Source organism: Sorangium sp. So ce321 (genome assembly GCF_051530195.1).
Lineage (GTDB): Bacteria > Myxococcota_A > Polyangia > Polyangiales > Polyangiaceae > Sorangium.
This window is the reverse complement of the sequence record NZ_CP150329.1, coordinates 14,067,760-14,090,293: the sequence shown is the minus strand read 5'-3', so window position 1 is coordinate 14,090,293 and position 22,534 is coordinate 14,067,760. Positions and strand designations below refer to the sequence as shown.

19 protein-coding genes and 1 tRNA gene are annotated in these 22,534 nt (G+C 73.1%); 14 read left to right on the top strand and 6 right to left on the bottom strand.

What is annotated here, in order from left to right; genetic code table 11:
- The first annotated feature begins 27 nt into the window (after positions 1-27).
- On the top strand, positions 28-1,533 hold the full coding sequence (locus WME89_RS52385) for a sigma 54-interacting transcriptional regulator (RefSeq protein ID WP_438006988.1): 1,506 nt from the start codon (positions 28-30) through the stop codon (positions 1,531-1,533).
- A gap of 184 nt (positions 1,534-1,717) precedes the next feature.
- On the opposite strand, the gene WME89_RS52380 is transcribed toward WME89_RS52385, so the two are convergent.
- The gene (locus tag WME89_RS52380) at positions 1,718-2,158 is read right to left on the bottom strand and encodes a deoxycytidylate deaminase (RefSeq protein ID WP_436624023.1); all 441 of its coding nucleotides are present in this window, start codon (positions 2,156-2,158) and stop codon (positions 1,718-1,720) included.
- A gap of 276 nt (positions 2,159-2,434) precedes the next feature.
- Here WME89_RS52380 and purD point away from each other — a divergent pair, with 276 nt between their 5' ends.
- The 4 genes from purD to WME89_RS52360 all read left to right on the top strand — a co-directional run bounded on the left by purD (position 2,435) and on the right by WME89_RS52360 (position 6,195).
- Positions 2,435-3,772: a phosphoribosylamine--glycine ligase gene (gene purD / locus WME89_RS52375; RefSeq protein WP_438006987.1), complete on the top strand. Its 1,338-nt coding sequence runs from the start codon at positions 2,435-2,437 to the stop codon at positions 3,770-3,772.
- 17 nt (positions 3,773-3,789) lie between these two features.
- A complete protein-coding gene (locus WME89_RS52370; protein ID WP_438006986.1) occupies positions 3,790-4,239 on the top strand; it encodes a hypothetical protein in 450 nt (149 codons plus the stop codon).
- 225 nt (positions 4,240-4,464) lie between these two features.
- Positions 4,465-5,343 (top strand): FHA domain-containing protein, encoded by an 879-nt coding sequence (locus tag WME89_RS52365; RefSeq protein WP_438006985.1) that lies wholly within the window; start codon positions 4,465-4,467, stop codon positions 5,341-5,343.
- Between the two features lie 3 nt (positions 5,344-5,346).
- Positions 5,347-6,195: an FHA domain-containing protein gene (locus WME89_RS52360; protein ID WP_436624019.1), complete on the top strand. Its 849-nt coding sequence runs from the start codon at positions 5,347-5,349 to the stop codon at positions 6,193-6,195.
- Here WME89_RS52360 and WME89_RS52355 read toward each other — a convergent pair.
- From WME89_RS52355 to WME89_RS52345, 3 genes are all read right to left on the bottom strand, one after another.
- Positions 6,086-6,796 carry a DUF721 domain-containing protein gene (locus WME89_RS52355; RefSeq protein WP_438012080.1) on the bottom strand — a complete coding sequence of 237 codons (711 nt, stop codon included), beginning with the start codon at positions 6,794-6,796 and terminating at the stop codon, positions 6,086-6,088. The genes WME89_RS52360 and WME89_RS52355 overlap by 110 nt on opposite strands.
- Positions 6,797-7,172: 376 nt before the next feature.
- Positions 7,173-7,255 (bottom strand) — tRNA-Leu (locus WME89_RS52350).
- A 139-nt stretch (positions 7,256-7,394) separates the two neighbouring features.
- Positions 7,395-8,258: a Crp/Fnr family transcriptional regulator gene (locus WME89_RS52345; RefSeq protein WP_438006984.1), complete on the bottom strand. Its 864-nt coding sequence runs from the start codon at positions 8,256-8,258 to the stop codon at positions 7,395-7,397.
- Between the two features lie 268 nt (positions 8,259-8,526).
- Between WME89_RS52345 and WME89_RS52340 the strand changes: the two genes are divergently transcribed.
- Both WME89_RS52340 and nadE read left to right on the top strand, forming a co-directional pair.
- Positions 8,527-9,495, top strand: coding sequence for a hypothetical protein (locus WME89_RS52340; RefSeq protein ID WP_438006983.1), 969 nt, complete (start codon positions 8,527-8,529; stop codon positions 9,493-9,495).
- A gap of 11 nt (positions 9,496-9,506) precedes the next feature.
- Positions 9,507-11,426, top strand: coding sequence for an NAD(+) synthase (nadE, locus tag WME89_RS52335; protein WP_438006982.1), 1,920 nt, complete (start codon positions 9,507-9,509; stop codon positions 11,424-11,426).
- A 110-nt stretch (positions 11,427-11,536) separates the two neighbouring features.
- Here the strand turns inward: nadE and add are convergent, their stop codons facing one another.
- A complete protein-coding gene (gene add, locus WME89_RS52330) occupies positions 11,537-12,727 on the bottom strand; it encodes an adenosine deaminase (protein WP_438006981.1) in 1,191 nt (396 codons plus the stop codon).
- Positions 12,728-12,784: 57 nt separating this feature from the next.
- Positions 12,785-14,197 (bottom strand): vitamin K epoxide reductase family protein, encoded by a 1,413-nt coding sequence (locus tag WME89_RS52325; protein ID WP_438006980.1) that lies wholly within the window; start codon positions 14,195-14,197, stop codon positions 12,785-12,787.
- Positions 14,198-14,288: 91 nt separating this feature from the next.
- Between WME89_RS52325 and rnr the strand changes: the two genes are divergently transcribed.
- From rnr to WME89_RS52290, 7 genes are all read left to right on the top strand, one after another.
- On the top strand, positions 14,289-16,706 hold the full coding sequence (rnr, locus tag WME89_RS52320; RefSeq protein ID WP_438006979.1) for a ribonuclease R: 2,418 nt from the start codon (positions 14,289-14,291) through the stop codon (positions 16,704-16,706).
- Between the two features lie 331 nt (positions 16,707-17,037).
- Positions 17,038-17,520 (top strand): MSMEG_0572/Sll0783 family nitrogen starvation response protein, encoded by a 483-nt coding sequence (locus WME89_RS52315; RefSeq protein ID WP_436624011.1) that lies wholly within the window; start codon positions 17,038-17,040, stop codon positions 17,518-17,520.
- 14 nt (positions 17,521-17,534) lie between these two features.
- Complete coding sequence (locus tag WME89_RS52310) at positions 17,535-18,563, top strand: Nit6803 family nitrilase (RefSeq protein WP_437655540.1); 1,029 nt, start codon at positions 17,535-17,537, stop codon at positions 18,561-18,563.
- Positions 18,508-19,812: an MSMEG_0568 family radical SAM protein gene (locus WME89_RS52305; RefSeq protein WP_438006978.1), complete on the top strand. Its 1,305-nt coding sequence runs from the start codon at positions 18,508-18,510 to the stop codon at positions 19,810-19,812. Before WME89_RS52310 ends, WME89_RS52305 begins: the two co-directional genes overlap by 56 nt.
- Complete coding sequence (locus WME89_RS52300; protein WP_438006977.1) at positions 19,709-20,215, top strand: MSMEG_0567/Sll0786 family nitrogen starvation N-acetyltransferase; 507 nt, start codon at positions 19,709-19,711, stop codon at positions 20,213-20,215. Before WME89_RS52305 ends, WME89_RS52300 begins: the two co-directional genes overlap by 104 nt.
- Positions 20,215-21,222: a sll0787 family AIR synthase-like protein gene (locus tag WME89_RS52295; protein ID WP_438006976.1), complete on the top strand. Its 1,008-nt coding sequence runs from the start codon at positions 20,215-20,217 to the stop codon at positions 21,220-21,222. The genes WME89_RS52300 and WME89_RS52295 overlap by 1 nt, the downstream gene beginning before the upstream one ends.
- On the top strand, positions 21,219-22,532 hold the full coding sequence (locus WME89_RS52290) for an MSMEG_0565 family glycosyltransferase (RefSeq protein WP_438006975.1): 1,314 nt from the start codon (positions 21,219-21,221) through the stop codon (positions 22,530-22,532). The genes WME89_RS52295 and WME89_RS52290 overlap by 4 nt, the downstream gene beginning before the upstream one ends.
- Positions 22,533-22,534 lie beyond the last annotated feature (2 nt).

The window sequence follows — 22,534 nt, the reverse complement described above, 5'->3', positions numbered from 1 at the left end:
TCGTCTGGCGCGACTCTGGGGTGCGTTGTGGCTGAGCCGGAGATTCTTCCCCGCGAGGGTGGCCCGTTCGAGCTCCTGATCATCACCCAGAGCTCGATGAGCACGCGGGCGCTGCCGCGCTCCGGCAGCGTCGTCCTGGGCAGGGAGGATGACGCCGACGTCTGCGTGCCGGATGCCTCGGTGTCGCGCCGGCACGCGGCGCTGCACCTCGGCCCGCCGCTCCGCATCGAGGATCTCGGCAGCAGCAACGGCACCCGCGTGCGGACCCGGCACAGCAGCGCGGCGACCGAGCGCCTCATCGACGTCGGCAAGGGCGCGCCGGCGCGGAACGCCGCGGTCGAGCTCTCGCCCGGCGACGTCATCTACCTCGGCGCCGCGCGCGTCATCCTCCGGCAGAAGGGCGGCGAGCGCGACGCGCGCAAGGACGTCATCGTCAAGGACAGCGCGATGCGCGCCGTCTACGAGCTGGCCGAGCGCGTCGCCAGGGGCCCGATCAACATCCTGCTCCTCGGCGAGACGGGCGTCGGCAAGGAGGTGCTGGCCGAGTCGATCCACAGGGCCTCGCCGCGCGCGAGCCGGCCGCTCCTGCGCCTGAGCTGCGTCGCCCTCTCCGAGTCGCTGCTCGAGAGCGAGCTGTTCGGCCACGAGCGCGGCGCCTTCACCGGCGCCGTCCGGGCGAAGCCGGGGCTGCTCGAGACGGCCGAGGGAGGGACCGTGTTCCTCGACGAGATCGGCGAGCTGCCGCCCTCGATCCAGGCCAAGCTGCTCCGGGTCATCGAGGAGCGGAAGGTGATGCGGGTCGGCGGCCTGACCCCCACGAAGATCGACGTCCGCTTCATCTCCGCGACGCACCGCAACCTCGAGGCCGAGGTGAGCCGCGGCGCGTTCCGGCAGGACCTGTACTTCCGGTTGAACGGCGTGACGCTCACCATCCCGCCGCTGCGCGAGCGCCCCGGAGAGGTCGCGGCGCTGGCGCAGCTCTTCGCGGAGCGCACCGCGAAGGAGCTCTTCCCCAGCGAGGCGAGCGCGGCGGGCACGGTTCCGATCTCGCCCGCGGCCCTCGTCGGGCTCCAGCGCCACAGCTGGCCAGGCAACATCCGGGAGCTGCGCAACGTGATCGAGCGCGCGGTGATCCTCGCGAATGGGGCGCCCATCGGGCTGGAGCACCTGCTCCTCTCGCCGCTGGCCGATCCGATCCAACCCTCGCATGCCTCGACCCTTCTGGCGCACGCCTCTTCGACGTCGGCCTCGACGCCCGCCGCGGCGTCCGCTTCAGCCTCTGCGGCTCCTCAGGCTCCTCCTTCGAATGCGAAGAGCGTGCCCGACGGCGCGCAGCGCGCGCAGGACGACGCGGGCGCGAGCCCCACGCGGCTGCGCGACGCGATGGAGGCGCACGAGCGCGAGCGCATCGTCCAGGCGCTCGAGCAGTGCATGGGGAACCAGACGCGCGCCGCGGCGCTGCTCGGGATCTCGCGCCGCACGCTGGTGGAGCGGATCCGCGTGTACGGGCTGCCGCGGCCGCGCAAGGCCTGAGGGTTGCGCGGGGCGCCGCGCATGTTGCGCGAAGGCTCGCGCAACTGCGCACCCGTACGCGCGACGCCTCAGCGCGTCCGCGGGCGACGCCTTCCCGCAGGCGCGCGCCTTCCCGCAGGCGCGCGCCTTCCCGCAGGCGCGCACCTTCCCGCAGGCGCGCGCCTTCCCGCAGGCGCGCGGCGCCTCAGGCGGGCGTCTCGCGCCGCTGCAGCGGGGCGAGCTCGATCCCGAGCTCCGTGGCGAACCGGAAGATGCGCTCGTCGCGGTAGAACTCGCCGAACACGACGCGCGAGATCCCCGCGTTCGCGATCATCTTGAAGCACCCCCAGCAAGGCGAGGCCGTCACGTAGACCGTCGCGCCGTCGATCCGCACGCCGTTCCGCGCGGCCTGGATGATGGCGTTGGCCTCCGCGTGGATCGTGCGCACGCAGTGCCCCTCCTCGATCAGGTGCCCCTCCTCGTCGCAGTGGGGCAGCCCGCGGATCGAGCCGTTGTACCCGGTCGCGAGGATGCTCTTGTCGCGCACGATCACCGCGCCGACGTGCTTCCGATCGCACGTCGCCCGCGACGCGACGACCTCGGCGATGCGCATGAAGTATTCATCCCACGAAGCCCGGTGAGTCATCGCTCGTCTCCACCACGGGGATCCGCGCCCGCCGCCCCTCCGCCGTCAGGGCTCCACGCGCGCTGTCCCCTCCAGAATGTTCAGGGATCCGCGCTCCGGCCCCTCGCTTCCCTCGCGAGGCGGCCCGGCGACGCGCGCCCGCGGCCAGCTGAGCCGCGCCGCGCGCCCCGCGGGCGCTTCTATCACGATGTCGGGCGCCGCGGGGCGCCTCTCCCGGGCCGGGCGACCGCGCGAGGCGCCTCGACAGCGAGGGCCGGCGCGTGGTAGCGCGCGGGGGTGAGCTCCACCGCGAACAGCCGCCGGTCAGGTCGCCGCGTCCTCGTGCTCGGCTCGGGGGGGCGCGAGCACGCCCTCGCGCGCGCGTTCGCCCGATCGCCCTCCGTCGCCGAGGTCATCGTGGCGCCCGGGAACGCCGGGACCCGCGCGGAGGGCGGCGCCGGCCGCGCGCCGATCCGCCGCGTCGACCTCGCCTCCCTGTCCCCCGACGAGGCGACCCGGCTCGCCGTCCGCGAGCGCGCCGACCTCGTCGTCGTCGGCCCCGAGGCGCCGCTCTGCGCCGGGGTCGCCGACGCGCTCGCCGCCGCGGGTGTCGCCGTCTTCGGGCCGAGCCGCGAGGCGGCGCGCCTCGAGGGGTCGAAGGCGTTCCTGAAGGAGTTCGCCGCGCGCCACGGCATCCCGACCGCGCCGTTCCAGATCGCGCGCTCCTACGACGAGGCGGCGCGCATCATCCGCGAGCGCGGCGCGCCCATCGTCGTGAAGGCCGACGGGCTCTGCGCCGGCAAGGGCGTCGTCGTCGCGACGACCGTCGAGGAGGCGCTCGCGGCGGCGAAGGACATGCTCGTGGATCGCCGCTTCGGCGACGCCGGCGCGACCGTGATCCTCGAGGACGCGATCCAGGGCGAGGAGGCCAGCCTGCACGCCATCAGCGACGGCCACGCGATCTTCGTCCTGCCGGCCGCGCGCGATCACAAGCGGGTCGGCGAGGGCGACACCGGGCCGAACACCGGCGGCATGGGCGCCTTCGCGCCGAGCGCCCGCGTCACCCCCGCCCTGACGGCGCGCGTCGAGCGCGAGATCCTCCGGCCGACCATCGACGGCATGCGCGCGGAGGGGAGGCCCTTCCGCGGGGTGCTGTTCGCCGGGCTGATGATCACGCCCGCGGGGGATCCCGTCCTGCTCGAGCACAACGTGCGCTTCGGCGACCCCGAGTGCGAGGCGCTGATGGAGCTCCTCGAGGGCGACGTCGCCGAGCTCTGCGCGTCGGCCGCGGCGGGCGCGCTGGATCCCGCGGCGGCGCGCGTCGCCCCCGGCCGCCACGCGCTCACCGTCGTCCTCGCGGCGCGCGGCTACCCCACGGCGCCCACGACCGGCGACGCGATCCGCGGCCTCGACGCCGCGGCCGCGGTGGAGGGCGCCTTCGTGAACCACGCGGGCACGGCGGAGCGGGACGGCGCGATCGTCACCGCGGGCGGCCGCGTGCTCGCCGTCACCGCCGCGGGCGACTCGCTCGCGGAGGCGCGGGAGCGGGCGTTCCGCGCCGCGGGCGCGATCGACTTCGACGGCAAGGTGCTCCGCCGCGACATCGGGGTGGACGGAGCGCGCGCGGCCGGGTGACCGGGTAAGCCGACGCCATGGAGCCCATCATCGATCTCGCCCCGGGCGCTGAGGAGAACCCGCTCGCCGCGCTGTTCGGCCTGCTCATCCGCGAGCACCTCGCGCGCGACGGCAGGCGCGCGGCCGACTTCCGGGCGCTGCGCGGCTCCGTGCTCGTGGTCGCGCAGGACACCGGCACGTCGATGACGATGCGCTTCGATCACGGGCGCCTCACCATCCACGACGGCGCCATCGGCATCCCGTCCGTCACGTTCTGCGGCGACGAGGTGGCGCTGCAGAAGCTCCCCGACGTCGCGTTCCACCGCTGGCCGAGCCTGCCCAAGGTGGGCGTGCTGCACCGCCGCCAGAGCGGCCCGCTGCGCGAGCTCGCGCGCCTCGTGGCCAGCGGGGAGCTCAAGGTCTACGGCCTCGTCGCGCACCCGCGGCTCATCCTCACGCTGCTCCGGGTCCTCTCGCGCCACGCCTGAGCCCCGCCCGGCCCCTGGGCGCACCCGTGGCGGGCCTGCCGCGCCTCACCACGCACGCGGCGCGCCGCGCCCGGCCACGCGGCGTCCTACTGGTGTGATACTGTAAGATGGCGGCAGACCTCCACGGCCGCGCTCCACGGGCGTTCTTGTAGGCTTGCAAACCAATACCACGCGGCCTGGAAGCTGGCTTTTGACGGCCTGTTGGGCTGTTGGTATGGCTCGATCATGGGCATCCGATTGCGCTACCTCGCCCACGATCTCGAGGTGCCGCTCGGCGAGTTCTTCATCGGACGGAGCGCCGACTGTCAGCTGTCGCTCGACGACCCGCTGGTGTCGCGCAAGCACGCGCTGCTGACCGTCGGCGAGGGCGGCGTGGCGATCGAGGATCTCGGCAGCCGCAACGGCGTGCTCATCAACGGGGCCCGGATCACGGGGCGCCAGCTCCTGTCGGACGGCGACAAGATCGCGATCGGGGGGCAGGAGATGTTCCTGCTCGGGGCGATCGAGCCGAGCTCGACGCACTCGCCGCGGAGCGCGCCGCTCTGGACCCGGCAGCAGAACGCGCGCACCGTCGACATGAGCGAGATGTCCTCGGGCGAGGACGACGGCGCGACGGCCATCGCCTCGCGGCGGTCGCTCCCCGGGCTCATCCCGCAGCACCCCGACAAGCGCGTGCACGCGCTCAGCCTCATCGGCAGCGTCGCCGACAAGGCGCTCGCCCTGGGGCGCGTCGACGAGGCCGAGCGCATCCTGCAGCGCTCGCTGTCCGACATCCTGACCAAGGCGCGGGAGGGCGGCGTCGGCGCCGTGCAGCCCGAGCTGGTCGAGAAGGCCAGCACCTACGCGGCCCGCCTCGCGGCGGCGACCGGCCGGGGGGCGTGGATCAACTACATTTTCGAGCTGAACACGCGGCTCGAGCTCCTCCTTCCCGCCTACCTCGTCGATGAGCTGTATAGTGTCCTGCGCAAGGTGAAGGCCGTCGACATGTCCATTCTCCGTGGCTATGCGAAGCGGCTCCGCGAGCGTGCAGGAGAACGTACCCCGGCGGAGCGGTTCATCCTCCAGCGTATCGAAGGGCTCGAGCGCCTCGGCGCACTGAAATAGACCATGCCTTTCCGCCTCCGGTACTTGGCGCACGATTTCGAGCTCCCCGAAGGGCCCTTCGTGATTGGCCGGAGCGGCGACTGCCAGCTCTCGCTCGACGACCCGCTGGTGTCACGGCGCCACGCGACGCTGCAGGTGCGCAGCGACGGGGTCGCCGCGATCGATCTCGAGAGCAGGAACGGGGTGTACGTCAACGGCACGCGCATCTCGGGCCAGCGCGAGCTGACCGACGGCGACCGCATCATCATCGGCAGCCAGGAGATGCTGCTCTACGGCGGCGAGGAGTCGCGGCCCCACGACGCCTACGGCGTCGAGTTCCGGCGCGCGACCGCGACGCTCGGCGCGATGGCGCTGACCGAGATGCGCAAGATGTCGGACGACCCGACGGAGCTCACGAGCCCGACGGGGGACGGCGGCTCCAAGGGCTTCCAGTCGCTGCGCCTGCTCGCGAGCCTCGCCGACAAGGCGCTCGCGATGGGCCGGAGCGAGGAGGCCGAGCGCATCCTGCAGACCGTGCTGATCGACATCCTCAGCCGCGCGCGGACGAACGTGCCGCTGGAGATGCCGGCCGCGGAGCTCGCGGCGCGCTACGCGGCTCGCCTCGCCGGCGCCACGACCAAGGGGACCTGGGTCAACTACGCGTTCGAGCTCTTCACGATCGCGCGCCGCCCGCTGCCGGGGCCCGTCGTCGACGAGCTCTACACCGTGGTCCGGCGCGTCAAGTCGCTCGATATCCAGCCGCTCAGGATCTACCTCGACGACCTGCGCCGGATGGCTCCTTCGTTCGGTCCGACCGAGCGGTTTCTGATGCAGCGGATTGAGGGTCTCGAGCGGCTCGTCGCGGCGAAGTAGCGGGCGGCGGGTCGCCGCCGGGCGCCTTGCGAGCAGGCGCGGCGGCCTGAGGCGACGCGCGCGGCGATGGCGGCGTCGCGCGCGCGGCCGCGCGAGAGGCCGGCGGCGGGGCCGCGCGAGAGGCCGGCGGCGGGGCCGCGCGAGAAGTAGGCGGCGGGGCCGCGCGAGAAGCAGGCGGCGGAGCCGCGGGAGAGACGGGCGGCGGTGGTTTGCGAGGTCCCACGCTCGCCTCCGCTTCCTGCCAGCCGAGGTTCCTCGAGGCGGCCTTCGCGATCGCGTCGCGCAGCTCGGGATCGGCGACCTTCCCGAGCTCCCGCCGCACCTCGAGCGGGAGCGGCGCCTCCTTCGGCGCCGGGCGGACCTCCTCGCGCCAGGGAGGCCGCGCGACCGGCTCCACCTTGCCGACGCGGAACCGGAGCGAGTGCACCGGCAGGCCGCGCGCGCGGAGCTGCGTGGTGATCGCGTCGCCGAGCATCGAGAGCTCCTGCGCCCACGTCGAGCTGGCCGCGCGGACGTGCAGCACGCCGCGCTCCAGCTTGAGCGGCCGCGCGCGCGCCGCGATCCGGGACCCCACGGCCGCCTCCCAGTCGCGGAACGGCATCGGCGCGGTGTCGACCTCCGCCGGCGCGGCAAGTGAGGACTCCCGCTGGATCATCGCGCCCAGCCGCTCGATGCCTCCGCTCCGACGCGCCATGCGAGCCGAGCGTAGCAGCCCGACAGCCCATTGTTCCGGCAGAGCGCGCCGTCCACGCTCGCCCAGCGTCACGGACGGCCGAATCCCGGAACGCCGTGCGGCGACCAGGACGGTCGCCAACCGTCACCCGGCGGGAGCCGTCCCCCGGCGCCGCATCCTGGACCGGTCATTCTGGAACGATCAGTCCAGAATGGTGCGCCCGGCAAGCGCGAGCCCGCAGGCGCCCTCGCCAGCGGACGACGACCTCCGCACTCCGGCGCATCGTCCAGGGATTCCGCATCAGTACCGAAGGTGGGACTCGAACCCACAAGCCCTTGCGGACAGCGGATTTTGAATCCGCCGCGTCTGCCATTCCGCCACTTCGGCTCAGCGTTGCGATGTCAGGGAGCTGCTGGAACCGTAGATCACCGGGCACGACCCTGGCAACGGTCTGAGAGCAGTCCGAGACCGACGCGCGAGGGACGGTGCGACGGCGCCGCGCGGCGCGAGGCCGCGCGGCGCGGGATCACACCACGAAATCCAGCATCTGGAGGCGCGTCAGGTAGTCCTGGAGCACGGCGGCGTACTCGTCGATCAGGAGGTCGAGCTTCACCAGCGCGCTGTGCTCGTCGACGGAGTCGACCGTCCCGCTCACCGGGATCTCGCGCGCGGGCAGCACCAGCACGCCGCTCCAGTGCGCGCCCTTCGCGGCGTCGCGCAAGCCAGCGAGGCGCAGCCAGCCGTCCGAGAGCTCGACGACCGGGACGAGGGCGCCGCTGTCCAGACGGACGGCGCTCTTCAGCGTGTGGGCCGGCTCGACCAGGTAGTGGGAGCGCCGGTTCTTCTCGATGAGCTCCTCGAGCGTCGCGCAGATGACCTTGCTCAGCGGCGTCTCCTCGCTGTCGAGCACGAGCTCGAGCAGCCGCTTCATCGCCTTCTGCGTGCGGATCAGGTTCGCGCGGACCTCCTCGAGGCGCCGCGCGTCGCGGCGGATCTTGCCGGCGACCACGTTGAGCAGGTTGTTGTAGAAGGGGTAAGCGACGTCGCCGTGCTCCTCGAAGAAGTCCTGGAGCTCCGCGACGCCGATGCGCCAGATCTCCGAGGGCTGCGTCGTCACCGCGGTCGTCGTCCGCCGGAAGCCGGTCAGCGCGCCGAGCTCGCCGATGGGCGAGATGGGGGTCAGGCGGAAGCGCGTCTCACCCGCGTCGAGCAGCGCGACCTCGCCCTTCACCAGCAGGAGCATGTGCGTCGGCGCGCTCCCGGCCTCGAAGAGCACGTCGCCGGTCGGGACCTCCTGGCGCTGGAACGCCATCATCAGCTCGTCGAGGTGGTCCTCCGTGATTCGCTCGAACAGGGGGATCGCGTGCAGATCGGAAGGGCGGACCGCCATGGGGTGACACTCCTCTTCAGCATGGGTCGGGCCCCGCGCCCGCGACGTCGCGCGACACGGAGCCTTGCGGCGCACGGGCTCGGCGTGGACCGCGGAGGGGCATCCTACTCGAGGTCCCGACGCGAGGAAGAGGGATGGTCGCCCCGCCACGAGACGCGCGAGGTGGACCGCGAGCCCGCGCACCTTCTCGCCTCGTCGATGCGCCGCCGCGCCGGCAAGCACGCCCGGCTGGCGGGATCCGGGAGGTGCCGGTAACGTCGCCCGGGTGATGCAGTCCGCTCGCCAAGGGCCCCTCGCCGCGTCGCGCCGGGCGCCGCTCCGGCTCCTCGTCATCGGCCTCGCCCTCCTCGCCGTCGCATGCGGCTCCGCGTCGCCGGTCGCGCCGGCCGTGGAGACCGCGCCGCCGCCGAAGCCGCGCAACGCGGCAGCGATCGCGCAGTCGATCGCCGGGGGGAAGGTCTCGGTGCTCGTGTACGCCGACAGGACCCGAGGCCACCCCATCATGGCGCGGCTCGCGGCGCTCGATCTGTGGGGCCCCGTGCTCGGCGGCACCGGGCTCGATCCGGAGCGGGACCTCGAGCGCGCCTTCGTCACCGCGCCGCGCGCGGACGCGGCCAGCGAGGCGGTGATCGTCCTGGAGCACAACCTGCCGCCGGAGAAGCTCGAGTCAGGGCTCGACGCGCTCCTCTCGCGCAGCCAGCCGCCAGGGACGCGGGAGAGCGGGCTCGGCGTGCCGGCGGTGCGCGTGACCATCAAGGGGCACACCCGCGTCGTCGCGACCGTGGAGCCGAGCTTCCTCGTGGTGCTGCCGGCGGCGCGGGCGCGCGAGGCGCGGCGCTTCGTCGGGACGGGGGGCTTCCCCGATCCGACCGGCGAGGAGGCCGCGCTCGCCACGGCGGTCGACCCGGCGCGGACCCTGAAGGGGCCGCGAGAGGCGCCCCGCGTGCCGCCCACGCTGAGGTCGATCGAGGCCACCGTGACGCTGGCCAAGGACGGCGGCGCCCTGCTCGCGCTCGACGGCCCGAGCGAGGGCCCCGAGCAGGCCGCGCGCGACGCGGAGTTCCTCAACGAGGAGATCGAGCGCACGACCTCGTTCCGCATCGCCATCGTCACGGTCCGCGTCGTCGACCCGATCGGGTTCTTCGCCGAGGGGGACCGGGTGAAGGCGAAGCGGCGCGTGACGCCAGGGGAGCTCGACAAGCTCTTCGGCCTGCTCAGCGCCGTGCTGCCGCGCTAGGCTGCTGCGCGATGCGACTCGTCAAGATCGGAATCGCCAACGTCAACGCGACCGTCGGCGCCGTCCGCTCGAACACCGACCGGTGCGTCTCGATCGCCCGCTCGATGGCGCGCGACGACGTCACGCTGGCGGTCTTCCCTGAGCAGGTGATCGGCGGCTACGCGGCCGAGGACCTCGTGCAGTGGCCGGCGTTCGTCGAGAGCCAGCAGCGCGAGCTCCGCCGGTTCGCCGAGGAGACGGCGTCGCTCCGCACCGTGTTCGTCATCGGCGTGACCGTGGGCGTGGGAGGCGACCTCTTCAACGCGGGCGCGATCGTCCACGCGGGCCGGGTGCTCGCCTTCTCCCCGAAGGAGAAGCTGCCGACCTACAACATCTTCTACGAGGCGCGGACGTTCTCGCGCGGCATGCCGTTCATGGAGCTCGACGCCGGCGGCGTGCTCTGCGGCGACCGCATCTACGCCTTCGACTTCGGGACGATCGCGGTCGAGGTGTGCGAGGACATCTGGTCGCCCGACGGCCCGATGCGGCGCCGCTGCTACGCGGGCGCCGAGATCGTCTGCAACATCTCGGCGTCGCCGTTCCGCGCCGGGGTGGCGGGGACCCGGCGCGAGATGATCGCGACCCGGGCGGCGGACAACCAGTGCACGATCGCGTACGCGAACCTCGTCGGCGGCAACGACGGGCTCGTCTTCGACGGCGGCGGGTTCATCAACCAGAACGGCCGCCCGATGCTGGAGGCGCCGCGGTTCCGCGAGGGGTTCTCCGCGGCCGTCGTCGACCTCGACCGGACGACGCGCTGCCGCCGCGAGGCGAGCACCTGGCGCAGCGACCTCGAGGAGTTCCGCCGCGCCTCCCCGCACATGGTCGAGGTCCTCCGGGTCGAGGGGAAGACCGCGGACCGCTCCCGCCTCGCCTACCCCGCGCCGCCGCCCGGCACGACGCCGTTCCTGCCCTCGGCGGCGCTGCCGGCGATCTCGGCGCGCGACGAGCTGCTCGACGACTTCTACGAGGTGCTCGCGCTCGGCGTCGCCGACTACTACCGCAAGATCGGCGCCTTCAAGAGCATCGGCCTCGCGCTCTCGGGCGGGCGCGACTCGCTCCTCACGCTGCTCGTCGCCTGGCGCGCGGTGCAGCTCATCCACCCGGGCCTCGAGGGCGAGGCGCTCCGCGACCGGATGAAGAGCTCGCTCCACGCGTTCTTCATGCCGTCGCGCTACTCGAGCGACGCCACGCACGGGGCGGCGGCGCAGATCGCCGACGATCTCGGGGTGTCGTTCGCGGTGATCCCGATCGAGGACGCGTTCCTGCGGGAGATGGAGGCCGCCCAGGGGATGGTCGGCGGCGACCGGCAGCTCACCGAGCTCACGAAGCAGAACGTGCAGGCGCGCATCCGGGGCGGGCGCATGTGGAACTGGTCGAACACGAGCGGCGCGCTGTTCCTGCAGACGGGGAACATGAGCGAGAAGGCGCTCGGCTACACCACGGTGGGCGGCGACCTCGAGGGGGCGTTCAGCGTGATCGCCAACCTGCCGAAGACGGTGGTCATCGCGCTGATCGAGCGCCTCTCGCAGCGCTTCGGCTTCAAGGGCATCCAGCAGACGCTCGCCACCACCGCGGGGCCGGAGCTCGCCGAGAACCAGTCGGGCGAGGCCGAGCTCATGCCGTTCGAGGTCCTCGACGCGTGCCTCTACCTCTACGGCGCGGAGAAGCTCGCCGCCGACGAGGTGGGCGCCGCCCTCCCCAGCCTGTTCCCCGACAAGGACCCCGCCGCGCTGCGGGCCTGGGCCGAGAAGTTCGCGACGCTCTTCTCGAGATCGATCTTCAAGTGGGTGCAGTCGCCGATCGCGATCCACCTCGGGTCGCTCGACCTCGATCGGGAGCGCGCGCTGCAGCTGCCCGTGGTGCAGCGGACCGAGTGGAAGGGCGGCTGAGCCCCGCCCGGCCCGCGCGCTGACCGGATGTCGCCGCCCTGACCCCTGCGGTGCCCGGCCAGCGCGGCGACGCCCCGGTCAGCCCGCCGGCCCCGCGCCCGGCCAGCGCGTCAGTTGGCGGCCTTCTCCACGGGCACCGGGGCGCCATGCCTGCCGTCCTTCCCCTCCTTCCCGTCCTTCTGGACGAGCTCGACGACCTCGTGGCCAGGCGCCGTGGGGGGCGGAGCGGGGCGGATCGAGCCGTCGGCGGAGAAGCGCTCGAGCTCCTCGGTGACGCGGCGGAGATACGCCTGCTTGATGTGGAACGGCAAGAACGCGCTCTTGAAGCCGGCCACGATGGTCGACTTGATCTCGTTCAGCCCGAATCCCATCTTCGTGTGGCAGTGCCAGAGCTCGTGCGACACCGTCGTGTCGGTCACGAGCCGGTTGTCGGTGTTGACCGTCACCCGCAGGCCGAGGCTCTGGTAGAGCTTGAGCGGGTGCGAGGCGAGGTCGCGCACCGCGCCGGTCTGCACGTTCGATGACGGGCAGCACTCGAGCGGGATGCGGTGATCGTTGATGTAGTGGAGCAGGCCGCCGTCCTCGCGCAGGCGACAGCCATGGCCGATCCGGTGCGCGCCGCAGACGTGGAGCGCCTGGGCGATCGACTCGGGCCCGTACGCCTCGCCCGCGTGGATCGTGCAGTTGATGTTGTTCTGGCGCACGAGCTGGAACGCGGCCTTGTGGTGCTTCGCCGGGTGGTCGTACTCGGCGCCGGCGAGGTCGAACCCGACGACGCCGCGGCTCTTGTACGCCACCGCGAGCTCCGCCATCTCCAGCGACGACTCGGGCGAGATGTTGCGGATCCCGCAGACGATGACGTTGCTCTCGATGCCCAGCGCTTCGCGCGCCGCCCTGAGCCCGGAGAGCACCGCCTCGACAACGCTCGTGAGGCGCAGCCCGAGGCGGGTGTGCAGCATCGGCGAGTAGCGGACCTCCATGTAACGGACGTTCTCGCGCGCGGCGTCCTCCGCGAGCTCGTAGGCGACGCGGTAGAGCGCCTCCTCGGTCTGCAGGACGCGCAGCGTGATGTCGAACGCCTTGAGGTACTCGACGAGCGAGCCGCAGTTCTGACCCAGATTCATCAGCTTGCGCAGCTCGGTCGGCTCGTACGTCGGGAGCTCGACGCGGTGGGTGCGGGCGAGCTCGATGATCGTCTCGAGGCGCAGAGAGCCGTCGAGGTGGACGTGCAGATCGGTCTTGGGGAGCTGGCGGAAGAACTCCAGGGGGAGCTTGCCAGCTAGCTCGGGATGATCAGACATGAGCTATTCTGTCACCCGCCGACCAGCCGCGAAAGGCAGCGGCGGGCGCGATGTGGCTCACGCCCGCGCCGACTTCGACGACGGCGGCGGCGACCCGGACGACGGCGGCGGCGACCCGGACGACGGCGGCGGCGACCCGGACGACGGCGGCCCCTCCTGCGCGCCGCGCGAGCGATCCCTGCTGCCCACGAGCACGGCGACCGCGGAAACCCCGAAAAGCGCGACGAAGAGCCACGGGAGCGGCAGGCTCAGAGGGTCGCCGGCTGCCTCGCGGCGCAGCGCATCGCGGAGGCGATCGGGGTTGTACCCCACCACGAGCCGCCGCCCGGCGTAGGTCGTGGGGAGCCCGCGCGCCTCCATCCGCCCATACATGGCGACGTCTGCGTCGATGGCGGCCTGGGTCCCGGGCGCGGCGAGGCACGCCTCGAGGTCCGTGGAGGAGAGCCCGAGCGGCGCCAGCACGGAGGCGACGCGCGCGTCGGTGAGCCGGCCGGGCGGCGCGCTGTAGAGCAGCGCCGCGGCCTGCTCGCGCTTCTCCTCGGGCGCGCAGACGTACGCCTTCGCCGCGGGGAGCGCGCCGGGGTGGCTCGGGAGCGGCACCATCTTGCGCACGTGGCGCAGCCGGTCGCCGTAGGGCTCCTCGATCTTGCTCATCTCGGGGTGCAGCTTGCGGCAGAAGGGGCACTCGAAGTCGGTGAAGGCGACGACCGTGATCTTGCCCGGCTCCTGCAGCGCCGCGATCTCCGGCGGGAGCGGCGGGATGACCGGGTGAGCGCCCCAGAGGAACGGCAGGCCGATCGCGGCCACCGACGCCGCGCCCCACGCCGTCGTGCTCGGCAGCCCACCCTGGGCGGCGCGATCGAAGGCCGCGCGCGGCATGCGCCACGCCTGCCACGCGACGAGGGCCGACGTGACCGCGGCGGCGAGGGCCGCGAGGTCGACCGCGACGCACCACGCGCAGAACACGCCGATCGCGAAGGCCTGCAGCCCGAGGAGCACCGTGGCGCCGAGGCCGCCGACGGCCGAGGCGGCCGCGATCGCGACGTGGTGCCAGCGCTCCCGCGCGAGCAGCGAGGCGGCGAGGAGCGTCGTGTAGGCGGCGAGGCCGAGGTTGGGCAGCGGCAGCCCGAGCGGGCGGCTGTACGGCGATACCCGGACGGCGAAGCAGCCCGACGTGACGCCGCAGAACGCCGGGTCGCCCGCGTTCTGGTACTCGACGACGAGCGCCGCGCTCGCCGCGATCGCGACGAAGAGCGCGAGCCGGAAGAGCGTGACGAAGAACCGCGCGCGCCCGGCCTGCCTGTCTACAGCCGACGGCGCGGGCGCGCCGGGGCTCGCCCGAGGACGATCGGGCGCCTCGCGATCCGCCTGTCCGTCGCCGGACGGACGCACCGCGAAGACGTTGCCCCTCGCGGCGAGGAAGACGAGGAGCAGCAGCGCGAGGAGCAGGGCGATCGAGTTCAGCAGCATCGGTCGTGGCGGCTCGAGAGAAGTGCGCTCGATGCATACCGGACCCGGGCGGAGACAGCCAGCGCGAGGAGACTCGTGCTAGTCGAGTTTCATGCGTTCTTCATCTCGAGGAGATTCCCCGCCGACCGGCCTGGGCGTGCGCCGCCGGGAGGCCGTGGTCGACCTGCTGTCCTCCTTCAAGCGCGCCCTGCACGCCAACGAGATCGCGGAGCGCCTCGGCATCGAGCCGAGCCGCTACTCGCGGCTGCAGCGGGTGCTCGAGGAGATGTCGCTGGAGGGCAGCATCGTCGCGCTCCCCGGCCAAAAGTTCCGCCTGAGCTCCCAGCAGGTCGAGGCGCGCGGCGCCGAGCGCGAGGGGACGCTCAGCGTGCACCCGCGCGGCTTCGGCTTCGTGTCGCTCGGAGGTGCGGCCGAGGACGTGTACATCTCGCCCGAGGCGATGGGCGGCGCGCTCCACGGCGACACCGTCGCGGTGCGCATCGCGACGCGCTCGCGGCGCGGCGTGGAGGGGGCGGTCGTCCGCGTCATCAAGCGGCGCCACACGCGCGTGGCGGGCGTGCTGCGGCGACGAGGCAAGAGCGCCTGGCTCGAGCCGGACGACGGGCGCGTCCGCGGGCCGATCGTGATCGTGCCGCGCGAGCAGGGCGGACCGCTCGTGCCGCCCGACGCCGAGGACGGCGCCGCGGCGGTCGTGTCGCTCACCCGCTTCCCGGACCTGCCCGAGGAGAACCCGGAGGGCGTGATCGAGGCGGTGCTCGGGGCGCCCGGCGACCCGAACGTGGAGGTCGCCAAGATCCTGATGCGCGAGGGGATCGAGGAGGAGCACCCGCCGGCGGCGATCGCCGAGGCCGAGGCGTTCGGCGACGAGGTGCCGGCCGAGGCGCTCGAGGGGCGCACGGACCTCACCCACCTGCCCATGCCGACGATCGACCCGGAGGACGCGCGCGACCACGACGACGCGGTCTGGGTGATCCGCGAGGAGGACGGCTCGTACCGGGCCTGGATCGCGATCGCCGACGTCTCGCACTACGTGCGGCCGGGCACCGCGCTCGACGAGGCGGCGCTCGGGCGCGGCAACTCGATCTACCTGCCCGACCGCGCGATCCCGATGCTGCCGCGGGCGCTCTCGTCGAACCTCTGCTCGCTCCTGCCGGGCGTGATCCGGCTCTGCCTGTGCGTGGAGGTCGAGCTCGACGCGGCGGCGACGGTGCGGCGCGCGCGCGTCATCGAGGGCTACATCCGCTCGGCCGCGAAGCTCACCTACCCGGGCGTGGCGCGCGCGCTCGGCTTCACCACCGAGCCGCCGCGGAGCCCCGAGGCCGAGGCGTACAGGAACGACCTCCAGGTGATGTGGGACCTCGCCCGGCTGCTCCGCGGCAAGCGGATGCGGCGGGGCGCGCTCGACCTCGACCTGCCCGAGGCGAAGGTGGTGCTCGACCCGGAGACGGGCGGGCCCGTCGACGTGCAGAAGCGCAGCCACGACCCCGGCGTGGCGAAGGCTTACCAGCTCATCGAGGAGCTGATGCTCCTCGCGAACGAGACCTGCGCGCAGTTCGTCGTCGACCAGAGCATCCCGACCGTCTTCCGGTACCACGCGCCGCCGGACCAGGCGAAGCTCGAGCGCTTCGCGACGATGTGCGGAGAGCTCGGGCTCGCGTTCGACCCCGAGGACGCGGCCGATCCCAAGCGACTGTCGGTGTTCCTGAAGAAGCTCGACGCGCACCCGCAGAAGCAGGTGCTGCACATGCTCCTGCTCCGCGCGATGAAGCAGGCGGTGTACGACATCGCCAACGTGGGCCACTTCGGCCTGGCCTCGAGCGCGTACCTGCACTTCACCTCGCCCATCCGGCGCTACCCGGACATCACGGCGCACCGGGCCATCCGCGCGGTGCTGCGCGGCGAGAGCATCGACCGGAGCGAGGCGGCCATCGAGCGGCTGCGCGAGGCGGCCGTCACGGCGTCCGAGCGGGAGCGCAAGGCGATGGAGGTGGAGCGCGAGGTGGTCGATCTGCACCGCGCGCTCCTGATGCGCTCCCGGCTCGGGGACATCTTCGAGGGCACCGTGACGGGCCTCGTGGGCACGGGCGTCTACGTGAACATCGAGGATCCGTTCGTCGACGTGCTCGTCCGCATGGAGTCGCTCGGCCCGGATCAGTACGAGATCGACGACGAGGGGCTGCGCGTCATCGGCCGCCGGTCGGGCGACCGGATCGCGATCGGCGACACGACGCTCGTGCAGATCGAGGACGTCGCCATCCTCCGGCGCACGATCTACGGCCGGCGGCTCGCCGGCGAAGGCGCGTCGGACGAGCCGAAGCCGCGCCGGCTGCGGCGCGAGGCGGCGGACGGACGGGCCACTCGCCGGGTCAAGACCAGCAAGAGCACGAAGACCACCAGGGTCGTGAAGGCCGGCAAGAGCGGTGACGGCGGCAAGCGCGTCAAGAGCGGCAAGCCCGGGAAGGCCGGCAAGGCCGGCAAAACTTCGAAGACTCGAAAGAAGCAGCGGTAGCTCGGCGACAGCCCGGCGCTGGCTCCGCAGGAGCCGCGCCATCCCCCCTGCCCGCCTCCGCCGCTCGCACGCACGAGCGCGCCGCACCTACCCAGCCACACTCGACATCACAGACGAGATCTCGAAACGTTCGAGAAACGTTTCAGACAACGTCTCTGGCGACGTCCTCGAACGTTCAAGAAACACCCTTGAAACGGGACAGGGGCGGTTTGCGCGATCGCGCCGGTCCACCGAGAACGACCGCTCGAAATCGAGACAGGACACCTTCATTTCCCTTGCGCGGAGAAACCACAATGCCCTCAACTCATCCACTCTAGGAGAGAGGTAACCAATGCCGAAGCCGACGTATCCCGCCTACAACGCTGGTGACTTCCTGGTCGATTACGAGGAGAAGGTCTTCGAAGACGTCAAGGCGAAGCCGGGAGAGAAGGCGCTCGTTACCTTTCACACGGTGGCCTTCGAGGGCTCGATCGGCCTCGTCAACGTGCTGACGGCGATCCGCCTACAGCGCAAAGGGTTCGAGACATCCATCCTGCTCTACGGGCCGGGCGTCACGCTCGGTCTCCAGCGCGGCTTTCCGAAGCTCGGCAGCGAGGCGTTCTCCGGGCACCTCGCGGTCAACCAGCAGATCGGCCGCTTCATGGAGGAGGGCGGCAAGGTGTACGCCTGCCGGTTCGCCCTCCAGGCGCTCTACGGCCACGGCGAGCACGCGCTGATCCCGGGGATCAAGCCGGTCAGCCCGCTCGACGTGCTCGACATCCAGCTCCTCCACCGCCGGGACAACGCGTTCGTGGTCCACTCCTGGACGCTCTGATCCGGGCGCCGTCCATGGAGTACGACCGGAAGATCAGGGCGGCCGCCGTGCAGGCCAGCCCCGTCCTCGGCAGCCGGGACGGGACGACCGAGCGCGTCGTCGCCTCGATCGCCAGGGCCGCGAAGGAAGGCGCCGAGCTCTGCGTCTTCCCCGAGGCGTTCGTCCCGTATTACCCGTACTTCTCGTTCGTGCTCCCGCCGCCCGCCATGGGCAAGGAGCACATGCGCCTCTACGAGGAGGCGGTCACCGTCCCCGGCCCGGTCACCCGGGCCGTGGCGGCCGCCGCGCGCGCGCACGGGGTGGTGGTGGTGCTCGGCGTGAACGAGCGCGACCACGGGACGCTCTACAACGCGCAGCTCGTCTTCGACAAGGACGGCTCCCTCGCGCTCCACCGGCGCAAGCTCACGCCGACCTACCACGAGCGGATGATCTGGGGGCAGGGCGACGGCTCGGGGCTCCGGGCCGTGGACACCGCGGTCGGGAGGCTCGGGGCGCTCGCCTGCTGGGAGCACTACAACCCGCTCGCGCGGTTCGCGCTCATCGCGCAGCACGAGCAGATCCACTGCAGCCAGTTCCCCGGCTCGCTGGTCGGGTCGATCTTCGCCGAGCAGATGGAGGTGACGATCCGGCACCACGCGCTGGAGTCGGGCTGCTTCGTGGTGAACGCCACGGCCTTCCTGACGCCGGAGCAGGTGCGGGAGATCGCGCCGAACGAGCAGATGCAGGGCGCGCTGCGCGGCGGGTGCATGACGGCCATCGTGACGCCGGAGGGCATGCACGCGTGCCCGCCGGTGACCGACGGCGAGGGGATGGCCGTCGCGGACCTCGACTTCGCCCTGATCACGAAGCGAAAGCGGATGATGGACGCGGCCGGGCACTACGCCCGGCCCGATTTGCTGCGGCTCTGGATGGACTTGGCGCCGCGGTCGGTCGCGGTCGGCGCCGGCGACCCCAGGGCCTCTTCCCTCGAGCCTGCGGCGGTGGACCATGGATACCCAGACGCTGATCACCGAGCTCCAGTCGTTCGGCCTGAGGCTGGCTGAGGCCGCCGACGCGGACGCCGCGCCGCCGCCGGAGCCCGCCTCCGGCGACGGCGAGGGCCGCCGCGCGTGGACCTCGCGCCGCGGCGGGGCCGGGCCGACCCAGCACGTGGCCGCCACGCTCCGCGGCGCCACGGTGATGATCCCGATCCACACCGACGCGGCGGCGGCGTCGCCGTTCGTGGCGCGGATCGGGCGCGACGGGGCGGGGACCGTGGCGCGGGACGGCGAGGAGCTCGCGCCGATCGCCCTCGTGAAGGCGCCGCGCTTCTACGCGCTCTCGACGCAGGACGGGATCCCCTACCCCAAGATCGCGCTGCTGCACGGCGCGGACGTCCTCGCCTCGACCGTGCTCCAGACGTGCATCCGGTACTCGGAGCGCGAGAAGGCCTGCACGTTCTGCGCGATCGGGCAGTCGCTCGCGGCGGGGCGCACCACCGCGAAGAAGACGCCGGAGCAGCTCGGCGAGGTCGCCGAGGCGGCGGCGCGGCTCGACGGGGTGCGGCACGTGACGCTGACCACCGGCACGCCGCGGTCGGCCGATCGCGGCGCGGCGCACCTCGCCGACTGCGCGCGCGGCATCAAGGCGCGCGTCGACCTGCCGGTGCAGGCGCAGTGCGAGCCGCCGGACGATTTCGCCTGGTTCGAGCGGATGCGCGCGGCCGGCGTCGACAGCCTCGGCATGCACCTCGAGGCGGTCGAGGACGAGGTGCGCGCGGCGGCGATGCCGGGCAAGGCCGAGGTGAGCGTGGCCCGGTACTTCGAGGCGTTCGAGGCGGCCGTGCGCGTGTTCGGGCGCGGCCAGGTGTCGACGTACCTCATCGCGGGGCTCGGCGACTCGCTCGGGTCGCTGCTCGGCGCGAGCGAGCGGCTCATCGCGATGGGGGTCTATCCGTTCCTCGTGCCGCTCGTGCCGATCCCCGGGACGCCCTCGGCCGACCGCGCGCCGCCCTCGGGGGACTTCATGCGAGCGCTCTACACGCGCGTCGGCCCGCTGCTCGCGCGGGCGGGGATGCGCGGGACCGACGTGAAGGCGGGCTGCGCCCGCTGCGGCGCCTGCTCGGGGCTCCCGGGCTTCGAGGCAGAAGGCCGGGCCGCAGCGCCGCCGGGACCCGGCGCGGCATGGACATCAACCCCGGAGAGCTCCGATGACGCCACCGTACAGCTTCGAGCTGGTGCAGAGCAGGGAGACCCATCTCGCGTACCTCCGCTTGCGCCGGGCCATCTTCTGCGACGAGCAAGGGCTGTTTAAGGCCACGGACGAGGACGAGTGGGACGCCGCCGCGTTCCCCATCGCCGCCGTGCACCCCGGGGCGCGCGAGGGCGAGGAGGTCGTCGGCACCGTGCGCATCTACGAGGTGGAGCCCGGCCTCTGGTACGGCGGCCGGCTCGGCGTCGCGCGCGCCCACCGCAAGCAGGGCGTCGTCGGCCGCGGCCTCGTCCACAAGGCGGTCACCACCGCCCACGGCTGGGGGTGCCAGCGGTTCCTCGCGCTCGTGCAGGTGGCCAACGTGCCGTTCTTCGAGAGCATCCACTGGCGCACCCTCGAGGAGCGCTCGTACCGCGATCACCCGCACCACCTGATGCAGGCCGACCTCGAGAGCTACCCGCCAGGCGACGAGCCGCGCCCGCCGCCCGGGCAGGGGTTCCGCTGATGCTCGCCGGCATCGCGGCAGAGCTGCGCGGCGCGCTCGGCATCCTCGCGAAGCGGGACGTGCAGATCCCGGCGCGGCACCTGTCGGGCAAGGCGGGCGCCGGCGGCGCGGGCGGCGCGGTCGACAGGCCCGCGGCGCTCGGCGACGACTGCGCGGCGATCCCGGACGGGGACGGCTACCTGCTCCTCGCCGCCGAGGGGATCTGGCCGGCGTTCCTCGAAGGGGATCCGCGGTTCGCGGGCTACAGCGCGGTCATGGTCAACATCAGCGACATCTTCGCGATGGGCGGCCGCCCCATCGCCGTGGTCGACGTCGTCTGGGGGACCTCGGCCGGCGCGCTGGAGCCGGTCTGGGAAGGCATGGTCGCCGCGTCGCGCGCCTACGGCGTGCCGATCGTTGGAGGGCATACGAGCGCGCGCAGCCCCTACAACGCCCTCGCCGTGGCCATCGCGGGGCGCGCGCGGCGGCTCATCACGAGCTTCGCGGCGCGCCCGGGCGACGTGCTCGTCGCGGCGATCGACCTGCGCGGCGCGATGCACGCGGAGCACCCCTTCTGGAACGCCTCGACCGGGGCGGACCCGGCGCGGCTCCGCGGCGACCTCGAGATCCTGCCCGCCCTCGCCGAGGCGGGCCTGTGCGACGCGGGCAAGGACATCAGCATGGGCGGCGTCGCGGGGACGCTGCTCATGCTCCTGGAGACGTCCGGCGCCGGCGCCGTGCTCGACCTCGAGGCCGTCCCTAGGCCGCGCGCGGTGCGCGATCTATGCGAGCCGTCGCTCGCGCGCTGGCTGCTCGCGTTCCCGAGCTACGGCTTCCTGCTCAGCGTGCGCCCCGAGGCCGCCAGCGAGGTGCTCGCGGCGTTCGCGCGGCGGGGCATCGCGAGCGCGGCGGTGGGCGTGGTCGACGGCTCGCGGCGGCTCACGCTGCAGGCCGGCGGCGAGCGGCAGACGCTCTGGGACCTCGCCGCGGAGCCGCTCACGGGCTTCGCCGGGGAGGGGGCGCGATGAGCGAGAGCACGCGCGCGGGCGGGCGGGCGGGCGGGATCGGCGCGCCGCTCTCGGTCGCGCTCCTCACGTACTCGACCAAGCCGCGCGGCGGCGTCGTGCACACGGTGGAGCTCGCCGAGGCGCTGCACGACCTCGGCGTCGAGGTCTGCATCTACGCGCTGAACAAGGACCAGGGCGGCTTCTACCGCGCGCCGCGCTGCCCGTCGGTCCTCGTGCCCGCCGCGCCCGCGCCGGCGGGGATCGACGCTGTCGTGGAGCAGCGCATCGCGGAGATGACGACCGGGCTGCGCCGGCTCGGGGCGCGGCACGACGTCTGGCACGCCCAGGACTGCATCAGCGCGAACGCGCTCGCGACGCTGCGCGCCGAGGGGCGCGTCCCGCGCTTCCTCCGGACGGTGCACCACCTCGACGACTACGACAGCCCGTACCTGCGCGCCTGCCAGGAGCGCTCCGTGCGCGAGGCGGACGCGTGCCTGGTGGTCAGCGAGGCGTGGCGGAAGGTGCTCCGGGCCGATCTCGGCGTCGACGCGGCGATCATCCCGAACGGGGTGAGCCTGCGGCGCTACACGCCGGCGCCGGACGGCCAGGAGGCGGCGCTGCGGGCGCGGCTCGGCGCCACGGGGTCGCCGCTCTACGTGACCGTGGGCGGCGTCGAGCCGCGCAAGAACTCGATCGGCCTGCTGAAGGCCTTCCTCGCGGTGCGGCGGCGGCTGCCCGGCGCCCAGCTGGTCATCGCGGGCGGAGAGACGCTCTTCGATCACGCGCCTTATCAGCGCGAGTTCGAGGCGATCGCGCGAGGAGGCGGCGTGTGGCCGGCGGGGGCGCCGACGGCGGGCGCGCCGACAGCGGGCGCGTCGCCGACAGCGGGCGCGTCGCCGACAGCGGGCGCGTCGCCGACAGCGGGCGCGTCGCCGACAGCGGGCGCGTCGCCGCCGCCGCTCGTGCTCGCGGGCGTGCTCCCCGACGCGCTGATCCCGCCGCTCTACCGGCTGGCGGACGCGTTCGTCTTCCCCTCCGTGCGCGAGGGGTTCGGGCTCGTCCTGCTCGAGGCGATGGCGTCCGGCGCGCCGGTGGTGAGCTCCGCGCAGCCGCCCTTCACCGAGTTCCTCCGGCACGGGGAGAGCGCGCTCCTCGTCGATCCCTCGAGGACAGACGATCTCGCCCGCGCGATGGAGGCTATCCTGGAGGAAGGCGTGAGGCGGCGCCTGCGCGCCGCGGCCATCGAGACCGCGGCGCGGTACACGTGGGAGCGATCGGCCCGCATCGCGGCCGGCGTGTACCGCGAGTTCCTGGGATCCCGCCGGAGCTAGAG

What these genes read in the sequence shown, in the direction of transcription:
- WME89_RS52380 (WP_436624023.1), bottom strand. Translation starts at nt 2,158, where the DNA reads ATGACTCACCGGGCTTCGTGGGATGAATACTTCATGCGCATCGCCGAG.
- WME89_RS52370 (WP_438006986.1), top strand. Translation starts at nt 3,790, where the DNA reads ATGGAGCCCATCATCGATCTCGCCCCGGGCGCTGAGGAGAACCCGCTC.
- WME89_RS52365 (WP_438006985.1), top strand. Translation starts at nt 4,465, where the DNA reads ATGGGCATCCGATTGCGCTACCTCGCCCACGATCTCGAGGTGCCGCTC.
- WME89_RS52360 (WP_436624019.1), top strand. Translation starts at nt 5,347, where the DNA reads ATGCCTTTCCGCCTCCGGTACTTGGCGCACGATTTCGAGCTCCCCGAA.
- WME89_RS52355 (WP_438012080.1), bottom strand. Translation starts at nt 6,796, where the DNA reads ATGCCGTTCCGCGACTGGGAGGCGGCCGTGGGGTCCCGGATCGCGGCG.
- WME89_RS52345 (WP_438006984.1), bottom strand. Translation starts at nt 8,258, where the DNA reads ATGGCGGTCCGCCCTTCCGATCTGCACGCGATCCCCCTGTTCGAGCGA.
- WME89_RS52340 (WP_438006983.1), top strand. Translation starts at nt 8,527, where the DNA reads ATGCAGTCCGCTCGCCAAGGGCCCCTCGCCGCGTCGCGCCGGGCGCCG.
- nadE (WP_438006982.1), top strand. Translation starts at nt 9,507, where the DNA reads ATGCGACTCGTCAAGATCGGAATCGCCAACGTCAACGCGACCGTCGGC.
- add (WP_438006981.1), bottom strand. Translation starts at nt 12,727, where the DNA reads ATGTCTGATCATCCCGAGCTAGCTGGCAAGCTCCCCCTGGAGTTCTTC.
- WME89_RS52325 (WP_438006980.1), bottom strand. Translation starts at nt 14,197, where the DNA reads ATGCTGCTGAACTCGATCGCCCTGCTCCTCGCGCTGCTGCTCCTCGTC.
- rnr (WP_438006979.1), top strand. Translation starts at nt 14,289, where the DNA reads ATGCGTTCTTCATCTCGAGGAGATTCCCCGCCGACCGGCCTGGGCGTG.
- WME89_RS52315 (WP_436624011.1), top strand. Translation starts at nt 17,038, where the DNA reads ATGCCGAAGCCGACGTATCCCGCCTACAACGCTGGTGACTTCCTGGTC.
- WME89_RS52310 (WP_437655540.1), top strand. Translation starts at nt 17,535, where the DNA reads ATGGAGTACGACCGGAAGATCAGGGCGGCCGCCGTGCAGGCCAGCCCC.
- WME89_RS52305 (WP_438006978.1), top strand. Translation starts at nt 18,508, where the DNA reads ATGGATACCCAGACGCTGATCACCGAGCTCCAGTCGTTCGGCCTGAGG.
- WME89_RS52300 (WP_438006977.1), top strand. Translation starts at nt 19,709, where the DNA reads ATGACGCCACCGTACAGCTTCGAGCTGGTGCAGAGCAGGGAGACCCAT.
- WME89_RS52295 (WP_438006976.1), top strand. Translation starts at nt 20,215, where the DNA reads ATGCTCGCCGGCATCGCGGCAGAGCTGCGCGGCGCGCTCGGCATCCTC.
- WME89_RS52290 (WP_438006975.1), top strand. Translation starts at nt 21,219, where the DNA reads ATGAGCGAGAGCACGCGCGCGGGCGGGCGGGCGGGCGGGATCGGCGCG.